This window comes from Aureimonas endophytica (assembly GCF_014642635.1).
In the GTDB taxonomy this organism is placed as follows: domain Bacteria; phylum Pseudomonadota; class Alphaproteobacteria; order Rhizobiales; family Rhizobiaceae; genus Plantimonas; species Plantimonas endophytica.
In genome coordinates this window covers 67,137-82,189 of record NZ_BMIQ01000011.1, presented here as the reverse complement: position 1 = coordinate 82,189, position 15,053 = coordinate 67,137, and the positions used below count along the sequence as shown (strand labels likewise).

At 70.4% G+C, this 15,053-nt stretch carries 15 protein-coding genes; 10 read left to right on the top strand and 5 right to left on the bottom strand.

What is annotated here, in order from left to right; genetic code table 11:
- Positions 1–47 precede the first annotated feature (47 nt).
- The 3 genes from IEY14_RS23935 to IEY14_RS23925 are packed head-to-tail and all read left to right on the top strand — an operon-like array spanning position 48 to position 2,645.
- On the top strand, positions 48–1,265 hold the full coding sequence (locus IEY14_RS23935; protein ID WP_188913056.1) for an MFS transporter: 1,218 nt from the start codon (positions 48–50) through the stop codon (positions 1,263–1,265).
- 55 nt (positions 1,266–1,320) lie between these two features.
- Positions 1,321–2,205, top strand: a complete 885-nt coding sequence (locus tag IEY14_RS23930; RefSeq protein ID WP_188913054.1) for an AraC family transcriptional regulator — start codon at positions 1,321–1,323, stop codon at positions 2,203–2,205.
- 32 nt (positions 2,206–2,237) lie between these two features.
- On the top strand, positions 2,238–2,645 hold the full coding sequence (locus tag IEY14_RS23925) for a DUF2000 domain-containing protein (RefSeq protein WP_188913052.1): 408 nt from the start codon (positions 2,238–2,240) through the stop codon (positions 2,643–2,645).
- Between the two features lie 53 nt (positions 2,646–2,698).
- On the opposite strand, the gene IEY14_RS23920 is transcribed toward IEY14_RS23925, so the two are convergent.
- On the bottom strand, positions 2,699–3,148 hold the full coding sequence (locus tag IEY14_RS23920) for a DUF2383 domain-containing protein (protein WP_188913050.1): 450 nt from the start codon (positions 3,146–3,148) through the stop codon (positions 2,699–2,701).
- 151 nt (positions 3,149–3,299) lie between these two features.
- Between IEY14_RS23920 and IEY14_RS23915 the strand changes: the two genes are divergently transcribed.
- Positions 3,300–3,473 carry a hypothetical protein gene (locus IEY14_RS23915; RefSeq protein ID WP_188913049.1) on the top strand — a complete coding sequence of 58 codons (174 nt, stop codon included), beginning with the start codon at positions 3,300–3,302 and terminating at the stop codon, positions 3,471–3,473.
- Positions 3,474–3,498: 25 nt separating this feature from the next.
- Here IEY14_RS23915 and IEY14_RS23910 read toward each other — a convergent pair whose 3' ends face one another.
- Positions 3,499–4,140: a hypothetical protein gene (locus tag IEY14_RS23910; RefSeq protein WP_188913088.1), complete on the bottom strand. Its 642-nt coding sequence runs from the start codon at positions 4,138–4,140 to the stop codon at positions 3,499–3,501.
- A gap of 210 nt (positions 4,141–4,350) precedes the next feature.
- On the opposite strand from IEY14_RS23910, the gene IEY14_RS23905 reads away from it, so the two are divergent.
- A complete protein-coding gene (locus IEY14_RS23905; RefSeq protein ID WP_188913047.1) occupies positions 4,351–5,400 on the top strand; it encodes an LLM class flavin-dependent oxidoreductase in 1,050 nt (349 codons plus the stop codon).
- 10 nt (positions 5,401–5,410) lie between these two features.
- Here the strand turns inward: IEY14_RS23905 and IEY14_RS23900 are convergent, their stop codons facing one another.
- On the bottom strand, positions 5,411–5,842 hold the full coding sequence (locus IEY14_RS23900) for a group III truncated hemoglobin (protein WP_308422079.1): 432 nt from the start codon (positions 5,840–5,842) through the stop codon (positions 5,411–5,413).
- Between the two features lie 124 nt (positions 5,843–5,966).
- The gene (locus tag IEY14_RS23895; RefSeq protein WP_188913045.1) at positions 5,967–7,256 is read right to left on the bottom strand and encodes a porin; all 1,290 of its coding nucleotides are present in this window, start codon (positions 7,254–7,256) and stop codon (positions 5,967–5,969) included.
- A 586-nt stretch (positions 7,257–7,842) separates the two neighbouring features.
- Between IEY14_RS23895 and IEY14_RS23885 the strand changes: the two genes are divergently transcribed.
- From IEY14_RS23885 to IEY14_RS23865, 5 genes are all read left to right on the top strand, one after another.
- The gene (locus tag IEY14_RS23885; RefSeq protein ID WP_188913041.1) at positions 7,843–8,064 is read left to right on the top strand and encodes a BrnA antitoxin family protein; all 222 of its coding nucleotides are present in this window, start codon (positions 7,843–7,845) and stop codon (positions 8,062–8,064) included.
- Between the two features lie 80 nt (positions 8,065–8,144).
- Positions 8,145–9,443 (top strand): SAM-dependent methyltransferase, encoded by a 1,299-nt coding sequence (locus tag IEY14_RS23880; RefSeq protein WP_188913084.1) that lies wholly within the window; start codon positions 8,145–8,147, stop codon positions 9,441–9,443.
- Between the two features lie 391 nt (positions 9,444–9,834).
- Positions 9,835–11,526, top strand: a complete 1,692-nt coding sequence (locus IEY14_RS23875) for an HlyD family secretion protein (protein ID WP_188913039.1) — start codon at positions 9,835–9,837, stop codon at positions 11,524–11,526.
- 4 nt (positions 11,527–11,530) lie between these two features.
- Complete coding sequence (locus tag IEY14_RS23870) at positions 11,531–13,120, top strand: glycosyltransferase (protein WP_188913038.1); 1,590 nt, start codon at positions 11,531–11,533, stop codon at positions 13,118–13,120.
- Position 13,121: 1 nt separating this feature from the next.
- Positions 13,122–13,925, top strand: a complete 804-nt coding sequence (locus IEY14_RS23865; RefSeq protein WP_188913036.1) for a polysaccharide lyase — start codon at positions 13,122–13,124, stop codon at positions 13,923–13,925.
- Between the two features lie 37 nt (positions 13,926–13,962).
- Here the strand turns inward: IEY14_RS23865 and IEY14_RS23860 are convergent, their stop codons facing one another.
- Positions 13,963–14,985 carry an SDR family oxidoreductase gene (locus IEY14_RS23860; protein WP_188913034.1) on the bottom strand — a complete coding sequence of 341 codons (1,023 nt, stop codon included), beginning with the start codon at positions 14,983–14,985 and terminating at the stop codon, positions 13,963–13,965.
- Between the last annotated feature and the right edge of the window lie 68 nt (positions 14,986–15,053).

Sequence of the window (15,053 nt, the reverse complement as noted above, 5' to 3'; positions counted from 1 at the left end):
TCCGGCGGCGCCAGCATAGCTTCGCGGCGTTTCACGGAGAAACCGATATGAGCGACACGGTCGCCCCTCTCGGCGGCGCGGCGCCGGCCCTTCGGCCGACCGCCCCGGCCGAGCCCACCCATCCCGCCTGGCCGGCGGTCCTGTCCCTTTCGCTCGGCGTCTTCGGGCTGGTCACGGCGGAATTCCTGCCGGTCAGCCTGCTGACGCCGATCGCCGCCGATCTCGGCGTCAGCAATGGCGGGGCGGGGCAGGCCGTCACGGCGACGGCCATCGTCGCGGCCTTCGCCGGCCCGGCCATCGTCATCGGCACGGCGCGGATCGACCGGCGCATCGTCGTCTGGAGCCTGTCGCTGCTGCTCGTCCTTTCGAACCTCCTGGCGGCGGCGGCCGACCATATCGCCATCCTCATCGGCGCCCGCGTCGCGCTCGGCATCGCGCTCGGCGGCTTCTGGTCGCTCGCCGCCGCGCTGACGCTGCGCCTCGTGCCAGCCCGGCTGATGCCGCGCGCCATGTCGATCATCTTCACCGGCGTGTCGGCCGCCACCGTCACCGCCGCGCCGCTCGGCGCCTTTCTCGGCGATCTCTGGGGCTGGCGGCCGACCTTTCTCGCCGCCTCGCTGCTCGGCGCGGCGGCGCTCGCCACCCAGCTCGCCACCATGCCGCGCCTGCCGCCGGCCGACGCGCCGGGCCTCGGCACCTTCGCCCTCGTCCTGCGCCGCCCGGCGATCCGCATCGGCCTTCTGACCGTGCTTCTCGTCATCGCCGGGCATTTCGCCGGTTTCACCTATGTGCGGCCCTTCCTCGAAACCGTGCCGCGCTTCGACGTGGCGACGATCTCGCTGGTGCTGCTCGCCTTCGGCATCGGCGGCTTCTTCGGCAATCTCGCCGGCGGGGCGGTGGCCGAGCGCAGCCCGCGCCGCGCCGTGGCGCTCGGCTCGCTCGCCCTGTCGCTGGCGGTCTTCGCGCTTCTCGCCTTCGGCGCGGTCGGTCCGGTCGCCTTCGCGGCGACGGCGCTCTGGGGCTTCGCCTTCGGCGCCTTCCCCGTCGGCATCCAGAGCTGGACGACGCGCTCGGCGCCCGATCACGCCGAAAGCGCCGGCGCGCTCTTGGTGACGACCTTCCAGATCGCCATCGCGTCCGGCGCGGTGGCGGGCGGCCTGCTCGTCAACGGCTTCGGGGCGGGCGGCGCCATCGCGCTCTGCGCCGTGGCGACGCTGGCCGGCGGCCTCACCATGCTCCTCGGCGCGCGGGCGCACGAGGCCTGATGCTGACGCCGGGCGCGGTCTTGCGGCGCGGCCGGAACTCCTGTTTCGTCGCGCCATGACGATCCGCGCCGGCGCTTCTCTCCCTGCGGCCCCGCCCGACAGGGGCCGCGACAGGCTGCATTGGCGCCGCGAGGCGGCGAGCGGGGTCGAGGCGGTCCGCGCGAAATTCCACGGCCATGCCTATGACATGCACCAGCACGACGAATGGCTGGTGGGGGTGACGCATCGCGGCGTGCAGGATTTCTTCTGCCGGGGCGCGCGCCGGCAGAGCACCGCCGGGCGCGTCATCCTGATCGAGCCCGGCGAGCGGCATGACGGGCAGGCGCTGCGGGAGGCCGGCTTCGCCTATAGCATGCTCTATCTGCCGCAAGGCTGGCTGCGGCGCGAGATGGGCGGCAGCGACGCCGCGATCGGCTTTCGGCAGACTTTGGCCGACGACCGGCCTCTGGCGCTCGCCATCGCGGCGGCCTGCGACGCGCAGCTATCCGCCGCGCCGCGCCTCGAAACGGAGGCCGCCCGCGACCGCGTCCTGGCCGGGCTGCGGCGGCATCTCGGCCTGGCGCCCGCCCCGGCGCCAGGCGGCGAGCCGGGCATGGCGCTCGCCGAGCGGGCGATGGACTATCTCCAGGCCCATCTCGACCGGCCCTTCGGTCTCGACGAGCTGGCGCGCGCCGCCGGCGCGCCCGACCGCTTCCAGCTCGCCCGCGCCTTTCGCCGCCGCTACGGCACCTCGCCCCATGCCTGTCTCGTGGAATTGCGGCTCGCCCGGGCGCGGGCGCTGCTGCGCGAGGCGGTGCCGCCGGCCGAGGCGGCCCATGCCAGCGGCTTCGCCGACCAGAGCCATCTCGGCCGCTGGTTCCGCCGCGCCTACGGGCTGACGCCGGCGGCCTATCGCGCCGGGCGCACGAACGTTCCAGACGGTGCCGCCGAACCATCGTAGCTCGCCTCGACGACAAATGAGGGAAGAGCGCGATGTTCGAGACCAAGGTGGCGATTCTCGTCCACGAGGATCTGGCGATGTGGCAGAAGCTGAACGTGACCGCCTTTCTCGCCAGCGGCATCGCCGGCGCCGTGCCGGAGGCGATGGGCGAGGCTTACGAGGACGCGGCCGGTCGCGCCTATGCGCGCCTTCTCGGCCAGCCGATGCTGATCTTCGCCGCTTCGGGCGAGATCCTGCGCCGGGCCCGCGACCAAGCGCTCCAGCGCGGCCTCGTCCGCGCCGCCTATAGCCGCTCGATGTTCGCGACCGGGCACGACGCGGCCAATCGCGCCGTCTTCAAGGCCGAGCCGGCCGAGGCGCCGGATCTCGTCGGCCTCGCCCTGCACGGCCCCCGCAAGGATGTGGACAGGGCGACGAAGGGGGCGAGCCTCCATCCCTGAAGACCCCTTTCGCGCGGCGCCGCGCCCCTTTCGGGACGCGGCGCCGGTGCCGGTCAGGCGTTGCCGGAGGTCTGGTTCATCCATTCCCGGTGCCGGCGCTCGTCCGCCGCGAAGGCGGCGAAGAAGCGGCGCGATTCCGGCGCGGCATCGGCATGTTCGCTCGCCCGCTCATAGGCGGCGACCGTGTCCTCCTCGTTGGAGCGCATGGCCTGGAGCACGGCACCGTCGCCCATCAGGCCGGCCAGTGCCACCTTGCCCGTCGTCAGCCATTGCTTGGCATCGCCTTCCGTCGGACTCTCGATGCCCAGCATGCCGGCCATCTTCCGCAGTTCCTGGACATGCCGAAGATGATCCTCGCGAAACGAGGCGATCTGCTGCTTGTATTGCGCATTGTTCAGTCGATCGATCGTCGTCTCGTAGGCGGCGATCGCGTCATGTTCGAGATAGAGCAGATTCTGCACCAGATCCTGGATCGTTGCTTCCGTTCCGACTGTCGTAACCATTTCGTTCCTCGGTGATTGCTTCGATGAACGGCAAACGAAGGCTTTCCGGCCCCGTTCCGGGCCGATTCGGCAGCCGGGAAATCTCCCGTCCGGGCTTGGAGACGCCCCGTCCCGCATGCGATCAGGGCGTCGTATGACGAGGGAGCAGGCGATGGACGAGACGAACCGCCCGCCGGGCGAGAGCCGGGTGGAGACGACGGAGGAGAAGTCGGCGCGCCTGAAGGCGGCGCGGCTTCAGGCGGAGCGCGATAAAGACGCCCGCATCGACCGGGCGAACCGCAAGGCCGCCGCCCGGCGCAAGATCCTGGGCCCCGGCAAGGGCTGACGGGCGGCGACGTCTTCGACCGGCCTCAGCGCAGGAGCCCGGTGCCGGCGAAGGCGTCCCAGCCTTCGAGGCGCGGGCGCGGCGTCTCGTCGCGCGGCGGGCGGGCCTGCGGCGCGGCGGGCTTGCCGGCGCCTCGCCCGGCGCGCGTCTCGGCGGCCTTGGCCGCCGCGCGGCGACGCGTCTCGGCGCCCGCCTGCCGGTCCTCCTCCCGCCAGAGCGAGGGCAGGTCGCGGTCGAGCACGTCCTCGACATGCCGGGGATCGAAGACATGGAAGGTCACCGCCTTCGCCCGGCCGCGCAGCTTGACGGTGCGGGTGCCGGCGCTCTGCAGCCGGCCGTCCTTCGTCCATTTCTGCCGCTCATGCGCGGTGATGGCGAGAATGTCCTCCAATTCGCGCGGCAGGACCGGCAGCGTGTCGAGACGCGCGACCGTTTCGCCGACGATCCGCGCGGCCGCCGCCAGCGCGTCGGCATCGGCTTCCGGCAGGCGCAGGACGATGCGGCCGGTCTCGACGCTGAGGCCCGGCCGCTGAGCCCAGGGCAGCCGGGCGCGGATCTCGCGCTCGATCCCCGAGAGCCGCACCGACGAGCCGAAGCCCGCCGCCGCCGGCAGGTCCCATTCGGCGGAGGGCGTCGGAGAGCCTTCTGGATCGGTCGGCGACGTCATCTCGCTGGAACGCGGCCGCGCCCGGATCTTTCCCTCGGCGGCGAAGCGCGCGGCATCGTTCACGAAACTCGAACAGTCATTCCCCGGCGCCGCCTTTTGCCGAGGGCGTCAGGCTTGCGTATCTGAGAACCCGGGACGGCGGAACGGCGGCCTCCGCGCCTCAGCGGAGACGAGGCCGGCCGGCCCCTTCCGCTCGAAAGGAGCTTCGCGATGAAGAAGATCGGCTTTCTCTCCTTCGGCCATTGGTCGCCCTCGCCGCGCTCGGGCACGCGCTCGGCTGCAGACACGCTGCTGCAATCGATCGATCTCGCCGTCGCGGCGGAGGAGCTCGGCGCGGACGGCGCCTATTTCCGCGTCCATCACTTCGCCCGCCAGCTCGCCTCGCCCTTTCCGCTTCTCGCGGCGATCGGCGCCAGGACGCGCCGCATCGAGATCGGCACGGGCGTCATCGACATGCGCTACGAGAACCCGTTCTACATGGCGGAGGATGCCGGCGCCGCCGATCTCATCGCCGGCGGCCGTCTCCAGCTCGGGCTCAGCCGCGGCTCGCCGGAACAGGTGATCGACGGCTGGCGCCATTTCGGCTACGCGCCGGCACCGGGCGAGAGCGATGCCGATATGGGCCGGCGCCATGCCGAGGTCTTCCGCGAACTCCTGAAGGGCGAGGGCTTCGCCGCGCCCAATCCCCGGCCGATGTTTCCCAACCCGCCGGGGCTCCTGCGCCTCGAGCCGCATTCGCCGGGCCTTGCCGAGCGCATCTGGTGGGGTTCGGCCTCCGACGCCACGGCGGTCTGGGCGGCGCGCCAGGGCATGAACCTGCAAAGCTCGACCCTCAAGGCGGACGAGAGCGGCGAGCCCTTCCATGTGCAGCAGGCCAAGCAGATCCGTGCCTATCGGGCCGCCTGGCGCGAGGCCGGCCATACGCGCAGCCCGCGCGTTTCGGTGTCGCGCTCGATCTTCGCCCTGGTGAACGACGAGGACCGCGCCTATTTCGGCAGCGGCGAGGATGGCGACCATGTCGGCATCATCGACAATATGCGGGCGGTGTTCGGCCGCTCCTATGCCGCCGAGCCGGACCGGCTGGTGGAGCTTCTCAAGACGGACGAGGCGATCGCCGAGGCCGACACGCTGCTTCTCACCGTGCCGAACCAGCTGGGCGTCGCCTATAATGCCCATGTGATCGAGACGATCCTGACGGAGGTCGCCCCGGCGCTCGGCTGGCGCGGCACCGCGCCGGCGGCGGGGAACGAGGCGGCCTGACGGCGGCCCGTCAGGCCGGTTCCGGCCGGAACAGCAGGCCGGCCCGGAGGCTGTCCGCGATGCGGGCGGCCTTCGCCGCCACATGGTCGGCCAGCGGCGGCGCGAGACTGGCGCGGGCGGTGGCGGACCAGAGCGCCAGCCAGCGCTCGAAATGCCTGGGCTCCAGCCGCTCGCGCAGCGGCAGGTGCACGCCGAAGGGATTGCTTTTGTAGCGCCCCGTCCCCAGCACGATCGAGGACCAGAAGGCGGCGATGCGGTCGAGATGGGCGGGCCAGTCCTCGACCTCGGCGAAGAGCGGGCCGAGCAGCGCGTCGTCGCGCACGGCGGTGTAGAAGCGCGTCACCATGCGCCGGAGATCGGCTTCGACCGCCGCGATCGCCGGAGCGTCGGCGGCATCGGGCGGAAGGAACGGGCGCGGGGGCGGTGACGGAGAGGCCGGCATGACGGCTTCCGTCTAGCGGATCGGCGGACCCTTCGCAAAGCAAGTCATGGGCTTGGCCTGCCGGACAAGGAAAGGGCGGCGCCGGCCGAAGCCGACGCCGCCCCCGATCGTCCGTGTCTGGACGTCAGAAGTCGCGGCGGAACTCGATGAAGCCGCGCGTCTGGTCGAAATCGTCGACATTGGCCGGCAGGTCGAGATCGACATAGGAGACTTCGGCCTTCACGGTGAAGTTCGAGGTCACCTTGTAGCCGATATCGCCGCCGACGCCCCAATAGTCGATCGAGCCGACATTGCCGTAGTTGAAGCCCGGCGAGGTGGCGTTGAGGTCGAAGGTCCGGCCGTAGATGCCGTTGGCGATGACGAAGAGCTTGCCGATATCCTGGCGGTAGGCGCCGCCGACCTGCCATTCGCTCGAAATGTTCAGGCGCCCGCCATTGATGCTGTTGAGCGAGCTTTGGTTGAAGTCGTTGGTGCCGCGCGTCGAGACGCGGCCGACATCGTCGATGCGGGCATAGATGGTTGGGTCGAAGGCGTAATGGCCTTCGAATTTCAGCACCGACTTGTCGGCGACGAGGTTGTTCAGAAGGAAGCCGCCCTTGACGGCGAAGGCGCCGTCCTTGCCGTCGCCGTCGAACTCGTCCGTGGTCAGGCTATAGATGGTGCGGATGTCGAGCGGGTTGGTGCCGCGCCGCGCGTTCGACTGTTCGCCGCTGTCCTCGTCATAGACGCCGATCACATAGGCGCCGCCCCACTTGCCCTTGTAGGCGAGCTTGGCGAGGACGTCGGGCACGAAATCGCCCGAGCCGTCGTCCTCCAGCGACAGCGTGCCGGAGAAGCCGCTCGCCGAATAGGTGTAGGAGATGCGGTTCGCGTTGAAGTCGCCGGTGGCGAAGTCGTATTCGTCGAGCAGCAGGCCGTCTTCGACGCCGCCGTCATTGGCGGTCCAGACCGTGTCGAGATAGCCGACCGTCAGGCCGCCGAGCTGGAGATAGCCCTCGTCCATCTGATAGGCGGCACTGTCGTTGAAGGTGTTGTTGGCTTCCAGCCGCACCTTGCCGCGCAGCGTGCCGAGCTCGGTCTCCTCGCGGGCGTCGAATTCGAGACGGGCGCGCGTGCGGGTGCCGACCGTGTAGTCGTCGCCGATCAGCGTGCCGGCGCCGTTGAAGCGCTCGCGGTCGGGATCGCTGTTATATTCCTGATCGTTCGCCTGGACGCGCATGCGGACATAGCCGCCGATCTTCAGGCAGGTCTCGGTGCCGGGCAGGTAGAAGAAGCCGGTGCCGTAGACGTCGCAGACGCGGACATATTCGACCGGTTCCGGCTCGACCTGCGTCACCGGCGCGTCGGCCGCCCTAGCGCCCGAGACCGCGGCCAGAGCCGCCGCGAAGCCGAGCAGGAGTTTCTTGATCGTCATGGGAAAGATGCCTCGAAGTCGACGTTAGGTTGATCCCCATCAACCTTCCGGCCGGCTCTTTGAAACATCGCCACAATTCAAGCAACAACGCGATAGATTGTGACATTTCATGACAAAATACGAGTCTCCGAAAAGACACATTTGGCCATACTACGATATTTCATGATATTGCAACAATAGTATCATATGCTCACTGAGCATAACTGCTAGATCTACTTGAGGGCGCATGATTCGGCCCGGTCGGGTGGCGGCGCGAAACATCGGGTTGCGCGACGACCGGTAAGCTCGGAAGGATGACGAACGCGCGCATCACCGGCCCGTCGCGAAGCAGGACGACGCCGGCGCGGGCCTCGGCGGGATCGAGCCACGCGCCGAGCGGCGTATGGCGATCGCGGGAAAGCGTCGAGCGCGGCTCGCGTCTGGCGGTCGGCACGCGCGGCCTATAGGGAAGGGCATGGGTTCCGGTTCACTGCGCCGGCAAAGACGGGCCAGCATTGACAAGGTCCTCCTCGCAGGGCGGCCTCGAGACGATGCGACGGCTGCGGTGAACGGGAGACGAGGATTCGACCATGGCGAAAGGGGACCGATGACCCGCCGACCGACCAATCCGCGCGATGCCGCCGAAGCCGCCTTCCGCAAGACGACCACGCCGCAGCGCCTGCCCGATCCGGCGCCGGCCGCGCCGGGCGTCAAGGAAATGGTGTCGCTGCGCATCGACCAGGACGTTCTCTACTGGTTTCAGGAGGAGGGGCCCGGCTGGCAGGAGCGGATCAACGAGGCTCTGCGCAAGGCGGCCGGTCTCGCCTGAGCGCGGCGGGGCGCGGCGGGAAGGCTGGCCGTCCGCCCGCGATCTGCTAGGAGAAAGAGGGGCGGAGCGGGATGGACGTCATGGATGCGAAGGCGAGGGAGCGTCTCGACGCGCTTCGAAGGCTCCTGACCCATGCGCGCGAGCGCCTCGGGCTCGATCTCGGCTTCCGGCTCTGGGACGGCGGCTTCGTGCCGGCCGACTGGCCGGCCGACGCGCCGGCCATCGCCCTTGCCGACGAGAATCTGGTGGCCGCGCTCCTGCGCGCGCCGAAGGCCGAGACCCTCGCCAATCTCTGGGTCGCGGGCCGCATCGACATCCTCAACGGCTCGATCTTCGATCTCGTGGCGCGGCGGCCGAGCGTGCGCACGGCGGAGGTGCGCCGCAGCCTCGACCGCCGGCTGGCGCTCGCGACGGGCCTGAAGTTCCTGTTTCTTCCGCGCGGCTCCGACTGGCCGCTGGAGGCGGTCGCGGCCGAGAAGGAGGGCGGCGACGCCCGGCGCAACAAGGAGAACGTCGCCTATCACTACGATGTCTCGAACGAGTTCTACGCGCTCTTCCTCGACCGGCGCATGGTCTATACCTGCGGCTATGCGACGGACTGGGACGCCTCGCTCGACGCGATGCAGGAGGCCAAGCTCGACCATATCTGCCGCAAGCTGCGCCTGAAGCCCGGCGACCGGCTGCTCGACATCGGCTGCGGCTGGGGCGCCCTCTGCATCCATGCGGCGGAGCGCTACGGCGTCCATGCCCATGGCGTCAGCCTGTCGGAAGAGCAGGTCGCCTATGCCCAGGAAGAGGTGCGCCGGCGGGGCCTTGCCGACCGCGTCACGATCGACATCCGCGACTATCGGCACGTCACCGGCAAATACGACAAGGTCTCCTCGGTCGGCATGCAGGAACATCTCGGCTTCGACCAGTACGACGCCTATTACGAGACCGTGCGGCGCGTCCTGAAGAAGGACGGCCTCTATTTCCATCAGGCGATCACCCGCCCGGCCAAGCGCCGCAAGAAGCTGCTCCGGCGGCAGAATCCGGAATTCCGCCTCCTCACCAAGTATATCTTTCCCGGCGGCGAGCTCGACAATATCGGCTCCACGCTGCAGTCGCTGGAGCGGCACGGCTTCGAGGTGCATGACGTCGAGGACCTGCGCGAGCACTATCAGCGCACCTGCCGGCACTGGCACGACCGGCTGCTCGCCCGCTACGACGAGGCCGTCGCCCTGGTCGGCGCGCCGAAGACCCGGCTCTGGCTCGCCTATCTGGCCGCCTGCTCGATCGCCTTCGAGCGCAACACCGTCTGTCTCTACCAGACGCTCGCCTCCCGCCGCCATCGCGGCGCCTCGGGCCTGCCGTCGACGCGCGCCGACCTCTATGCCTAAAACCCGCCGGAGGCTTCCTATCGTCGTGCCTTCCCAGAGACCCGCCCAACTCGCCGCATCGTCATCCCGGCCTTGAGCCGGGATCCATTCCAAACCGGTCGCGACGGGCAGGAAACGACGTGGAAGGACGCCTACCTCCACCCTTATCCTTACGCTATCGCGGGAGGCATGGATCCCGGGTCGGGCCCGGGATGACGAGGCTGCGACGGAGGCAGCAAGGATCAATCCATAAGCGGGCTCGGATCGAAGGCCTTCGGTAAAATCCTAGCGGTTTCCCGGCCGGGTTCTCAACATCTCCCTGGCAGCCTGTCTCGATGCCGGGCGCGACGAAGCCAGGATCGCGGGTGGCGATCGGGCGGGCGAGGGGCCGGCCGGCGGCGGGGGGCTTGGCATGAGTATCGTCGCTCTGGATCTCGACGAGAGACTGGCGAAGGCGCCGAGGATTTCGCTTGCCAGCGCCAGCGGCAAGCGCATGCACCAGCGGGTCGACCGGCCGCTGACGATCGGCTTCGCCGATGGCCGCCTCTGCGAGGCCGTCGACTGGAGCATCAGCGGCTTCAGCCTGGAGGACGGTTGCCTCGGCGCGGCCGAGGGCTCGATCCACGCGGTGAAGCTCTTCGTGCCGCTCGCGGGCTGTTCCGTGCTGATCGCGGCCGACGCGAAAGTGACCTGGACCGCCGGACCCTATGCGCGGGGCCTGCGCTTCATCGATCTCGCGCCCGAGAAGGCGCGGATCATCGACCATTTCATCCAGAGCGGCGTCGAGGGCGAGGTCGCCGTGATCGGCGGCCTGCCGGTGGCGCAGACGGAAGTCGGGCCGGCGCGGCGGCGCTCCCGGCTCTGGCGCGATCTCGGCCAGGCCGCGAAGCTCGCCTGTCTCGCCGCCATCGTCGTCGCCGGCGGCGGATTCGCGGCCGCCCGCCTCCTCACCGTCACCACGGACTATGCGGCGATCGCCGGCGATCTTCAGCAGCTCCACGCGCCGGAAGCCGGCTATCTCGTCGGCGACCGGCTGATGGTCGGCAGCCGGGTGCGGCTCGGCGAGCGGATCGCCTCGATCCGGCCGCTCGCTGGCCCGCGCGCGCGACTGTCCACCGAAACCCAGATCGCCGCGCTCCAGGCCGATCTCGAGCAGCAGAAGCGGGCCTTCGAACAGGCGAGCGCCGGATTTGCCACCTTCGTGCAGGCCTCGCGCACCGATTTCGTCGAGGCGACGGCCAATCGGCAATTGCTGGAGGCGCAGGTCGAGACCGAGACCCGCGCCTATCAGCGCCTCGCCGGGCTGAAGGCGAAGGACGTCGTCGGCCAGCAGCGCCTCGATCAGGAGGAGCAGACGCTCAACGGGCTGAAGCGCTCGCTCTCCGCCGCCAAGGCCGCCGAGGAGACGGCCGGCCAGAAGCTCGCCAATGCCGAGGCCGGGCGCTTCAACAGCGACGGACGCTCGACCCAGAAGGCGCCCGCCGATTTCCGGCAGGCGATCGACACGACGGAGGCGACGATCGCGCGCCTGCGGACCGTGCTCGCCGGCCTCGACGAGCCGCTGCCGATCGTCTCGCCCTGCGACTGCACCGTCTCCGCCATCGCCGCGACGCCCGGGACTTACATCCTCTCCGGCGCGCGCATCGCCGAGCTCGTCCGCGACGGCACGGAGGCGAACGGCACGGTGGTGGACGCGCTCGTCCAGAATCCGCGCCTGAACCTCGTGCGGCAGGGGCAGGCGGTGACGGTCTATCTCGCCGATCGGAGCGAAGGCGTCGCTGGCCATGTCGTCGCCGTCAACTTCAATCCCGGCGATACCGGCCGGGCCGGCCTGCCGACGAGCCTGCGCACGCTCGACGATTACGGGCTGATGACGGTGCGCCTCGACCGCCCGATCGCCGGGGCGCCGGTCGGCCTGCCGGCCTCGGTCATGGCGCCCGTCGGTTTCGCGGCGCTGGCGGCGCGGCTGCCCGGCGCGCGCTGGGGGCTCGACGCCTTCGACCGTTTCGCCGGCTGGCTGCGGCCCGGCGCGCCCGACGAGGACCCGCTGGCGATCGGCAAGGCCGACCGCCTGGCGGGCGGGCTTCCGCCGGAATCCGTCTAGCGCGATGCGCGTCGCCTCGCTTCCCGCCTTCGTCGAACGGTCGGGCCGGACGGCGGCCCTTCTCGGCTGGCTGCTCTATGCCGGGCTGCTCGTCGGCCTCTTCGCCCTCTTGCCGCCCGAACTGCCCCGGCTGGAGGCGGCCTCGGCGATCCTGTCCTTCGGGCTCGTCGGCTTCTGGCGCTGGGCCTGGGGCGCGATGCATCTCACGCGCTCCGCCATCTATTCGCGCCTCGTGTTCCCGAAGATCCGGGCCCGCGCCGAGGCGGCGGCGCCGCCGCCGGCGCTCTATGTCCTGGTGACGAGCTATCGGATGCCGCAGGCCCTGAACGCGGCGGTCTATGGCCGTCTCTTCGACGAGATCGCGCGCTTCGGCGTGCCGACCATGGTCGTCGCCTGCGTGACGGATCATGCCGACGTCCTCACCATCGAGCGCAGCTTCGCCCGGCGCGACCTGCCGGAAGGGAGCCGCGTCGAGATCATCTCCCAGCGCGGCAAGGGCAAGCGCGATGCGATGGCGGCGGCGCTCGACCTGATGGCCGCCGATCACCCGCCGGCCGGCGCGCAGGTCGTCCTGATGGACGGCGACACGCTTCTCGGCGAGGACGCGCTGCGGAAGACCTGCGCGGTGCTAACCGCCGAGCCGCGCGTCGGCGCGGTGACGACGGACAATCTGCCGATCGTGAAGGGCGGCGGTTTCACGCGCGAATGGTACCGGGCGCGCATGATGCAGCGCGACAATCTGATGGGGTCCATGGCGCTCTCGCGCCGGCTCCTCGTCCTCACCGGGCGCTTCTCCGTGTTCCGCGCCCGGCTGGCGACGAGCAACGGCTTCGTCAATGCCGTCGCCGGGGATCACGTCGATCATCCGCGCCTCGGCCGCATCCGCATGCTCACCGGCGACGACAAGAGCACCTGGTTCGAAACGCTCCGCACCGGCTGGGACATGCTCTACGTGCGGGATGTCGCGGTGCATCCGGTGGAAGAACTGCCCGCCGGCGGCTTCGTCCGCGCCTCCTCGGCGCTGATGCTGCGCTGGTACGGCAACATGGTGCGCAGCAATGGCCGCGCCGTCGCCCTCGGCCCGAAACGCTGCGGCTGGTTCCTGTGGATCGCGCTCCTCGATCAGCGCCTGTCGATGTGGACCTCGCTGCTCGGGCCGACCACGGCGATCCTTCTCGCGCTGACGCAGGACGCGACGGTCCTGACCCTCTATCTCGTCTGGGTGCTCCTGTCGCGCGGCGTGCTCTGCGCGCTCTACGGGCTGACGACGGGCCGCTTCCACCCGCTCTTCGTCTTCGCGCTCTATTACAACCAGGTCGTCGGCGCCGCGATCAAGATCTTCGCCTATCACCACCCGGACCGGCAGCGCTGGACCCGGCAGGCGAAGACTTCCGGCGGCCCGCTGACGCGGCCGAGCTTCGGCGCCCGGCTGTCCGGCCCCTATCTCGTGACGAGCATCTCGCTCTTCATGCTGGCGACGGCGACCTTGTCGGGCAGTCTCGACGCCGCCCCCTCGGCGCGGCATCCCTGGAGCCTCGGCGACGCCTTGTTCACGCCCGTGCGTCACCCTTCCGTTCACGGACCCGGATCGTAGGATGCTTCGCCTCGCTGCCTGTCTGGCCGGTTTCGCCGCCGCTTCGGCCGCCTTCCTCGCCGCGCCCGCCGCCATGGCCGCGCCGGCGGGCTGCGCGGGCGCCGCGCCGCTCGATCTCGTCGCCGCCGTGACGACGAAGGCGGGCGACGTCGCCCATCTCTGGGGCAAGGAGAATCTCACCGTCCGGCCGGCGGAGCCCGGCAGCGGCGGACCGGTGCTGCGCGTCTCCTATCCCGCCGGCTCCTTCAGCCCGGGCCATGGCGATGTCCGGGGCGGGCTCGGCTTCGAATTGCGGCGCCCGGTCAGGGTCGCCGCCTGTCTCAGCTACAAGGTCCGCTTTCCGGTCGGCTTCGATTTCGTCAAGGGCGGCAAGCTGCCCGGCCTCTTCGGCGGCGCCGCGCCGCGCGGCTGCATCGCGGAGGGCAAGGCTTCCGGCTTCTCCGCCCGGCTGATGTGGCGGGCGGGCGGGGCGGGCGAACTCTATCTCTACGCGCCCGGCCGGCAGCAACGTTGCGGCGCGAGCCTCGGTCGCGGCAGCTTCCGCTTCGTGCCCGGCCGCTGGACCCTGGTGACGGAACGCGTCTCGGCGGGCGCGGCCGGGGACGCGACGGGCCGGATCGAGGTCTCGATCGACGGCGAGACGGTGGTCGAGGCGGCCGATCTGACGCTCGCCGGCCCGGAGGGCGCCGGCATCGACGGCCTCCTCTTCTCGACCTTCTTCGGCGGCGACGACGAGAGCTGGGCGAGCCCGGCGGACCAATTCGTCGATTTCGCCGATTTCCGGCTGACGGCCGGGACCGACTGAACGGCGGGCCGGCGAACGGTCGCGGGCGCGCGGCGCCTCAGCCCCGTCCCGCCCTGCCCCGGCCGCCGAGGAGGTGGCGCGCGGCGAGGATGCCGATCCCGAGGGCGCTCAGCGCCAAAGCCGAGGGCGGATATTTCTGGAGGGTCGTGTAGGGGCTGAAGGGGATGCCGCGCGAGCCGGGCTCGTGTACGTCACCATCCTTGTCGGCCGTGTCGAGATCGTCGCCCGGGCTCGGCGGCCGCGGCTTTTCCGACAGCGGCGGCACGCCGGCCGCCAGCACCCGGTCCATGACGTTCGGCGCCAGCGCCGTGGCGACGGCGATCGCCCGGCCGGCGCCGCCGACCGTGATGTCGCGCACCGGATAGGTCGCGGCATGCAGGATGGCGTCGGCGACGAGTTCGGGCGCGTAGAGCGGCGGCACGACGCGCGGCTCGGCGCCGATCCGGCTGCGGGCATGCTTGGGAAAGGGCGTCGCGATGCCGGACGGCTTGATCAGCGTCACCTGCACCGGGGCGCGATCGTGCAGAAGCTCCAGGCGCAGCGCGTCCGTGAAGCCCTTCACCGCGTGTTTCGAGGCGGCATAGGCGCTGAGATAGGGAATGGCGAAGTCGGAATTCACCGAGCCGACATTGATCAGCGTGCCGCCGCCCTCCCGCTCGCGGAAGAGCTTCACGGCGGCGAGCGAGCCGTGGACGGTGCCCCAGTAATTGGTCTCGAAGATCCGCCGGTGCTCGTCGAGCGGCAGTTCGGTGAGATTGGAATAGACGGCCGTCCCGGCATTGTTGACGAAGGTGTCGAAGGTGCCGAACCGGGCGAGCGCCGTCGCCACGATGCGCGCGACATCGGCCTCGCTCGCCACGTCGGCGACGACCGTCTCGGCCGAGCCGCCCGCCGCCGCGATCTCGCGCGCGACCTCGGCGAGCGCCTCGCCGTTGCGGCTCGCCAGCACCAGCCGCGCGCCGCGATTCGCCGCCATCCTCGCGGTGGCGAGCCCGATGCCGGACGTCGCCCCGGTGATCACGATCGTCTGGTCGCGCAGCGGCTTCTGAACCAAGGCCATGCCGGTCCTCCTCGTCGTTCCGCAAGGCGAACCATCGAGGCGGGGATCCGTTCACGGGCGAATGATCG

What these genes read in the sequence shown, in the direction of transcription:
- IEY14_RS23915 (WP_188913049.1), top strand. Translation starts at nt 3,300, where the DNA reads ATGGACGAGACGAACCGCCCGCCGGGCGAGAGCCGGGTGGAGACGACG.
- IEY14_RS23920 (WP_188913050.1), bottom strand. Translation starts at nt 3,148, where the DNA reads ATGGTTACGACAGTCGGAACGGAAGCAACGATCCAGGATCTGGTGCAG.
- IEY14_RS23870 (WP_188913038.1), top strand. Translation starts at nt 11,531, where the DNA reads ATGCGCGTCGCCTCGCTTCCCGCCTTCGTCGAACGGTCGGGCCGGACG.
- IEY14_RS23910 (WP_188913088.1), bottom strand. Translation starts at nt 4,140, where the DNA reads ATGACGTCGCCGACCGATCCAGAAGGCTCTCCGACGCCCTCCGCCGAA.
- IEY14_RS23860 (WP_188913034.1), bottom strand. Translation starts at nt 14,985, where the DNA reads ATGGCCTTGGTTCAGAAGCCGCTGCGCGACCAGACGATCGTGATCACC.
- IEY14_RS23935 (WP_188913056.1), top strand. Translation starts at nt 48, where the DNA reads ATGAGCGACACGGTCGCCCCTCTCGGCGGCGCGGCGCCGGCCCTTCGG.
- IEY14_RS23865 (WP_188913036.1), top strand. Translation starts at nt 13,122, where the DNA reads ATGCTTCGCCTCGCTGCCTGTCTGGCCGGTTTCGCCGCCGCTTCGGCC.
- IEY14_RS23885 (WP_188913041.1), top strand. Translation starts at nt 7,843, where the DNA reads ATGACCCGCCGACCGACCAATCCGCGCGATGCCGCCGAAGCCGCCTTC.
- IEY14_RS23925 (WP_188913052.1), top strand. Translation starts at nt 2,238, where the DNA reads ATGTTCGAGACCAAGGTGGCGATTCTCGTCCACGAGGATCTGGCGATG.
- IEY14_RS23930 (WP_188913054.1), top strand. Translation starts at nt 1,321, where the DNA reads ATGACGATCCGCGCCGGCGCTTCTCTCCCTGCGGCCCCGCCCGACAGG.
- IEY14_RS23905 (WP_188913047.1), top strand. Translation starts at nt 4,351, where the DNA reads ATGAAGAAGATCGGCTTTCTCTCCTTCGGCCATTGGTCGCCCTCGCCG.
- IEY14_RS23880 (WP_188913084.1), top strand. Translation starts at nt 8,145, where the DNA reads ATGGATGCGAAGGCGAGGGAGCGTCTCGACGCGCTTCGAAGGCTCCTG.
- IEY14_RS23895 (WP_188913045.1), bottom strand. Translation starts at nt 7,256, where the DNA reads ATGACGATCAAGAAACTCCTGCTCGGCTTCGCGGCGGCTCTGGCCGCG.
- IEY14_RS23900 (WP_308422079.1), bottom strand. Translation starts at nt 5,842, where the DNA reads ATGCCGGCCTCTCCGTCACCGCCCCCGCGCCCGTTCCTTCCGCCCGAT.
- IEY14_RS23875 (WP_188913039.1), top strand. Translation starts at nt 9,835, where the DNA reads ATGAGTATCGTCGCTCTGGATCTCGACGAGAGACTGGCGAAGGCGCCG.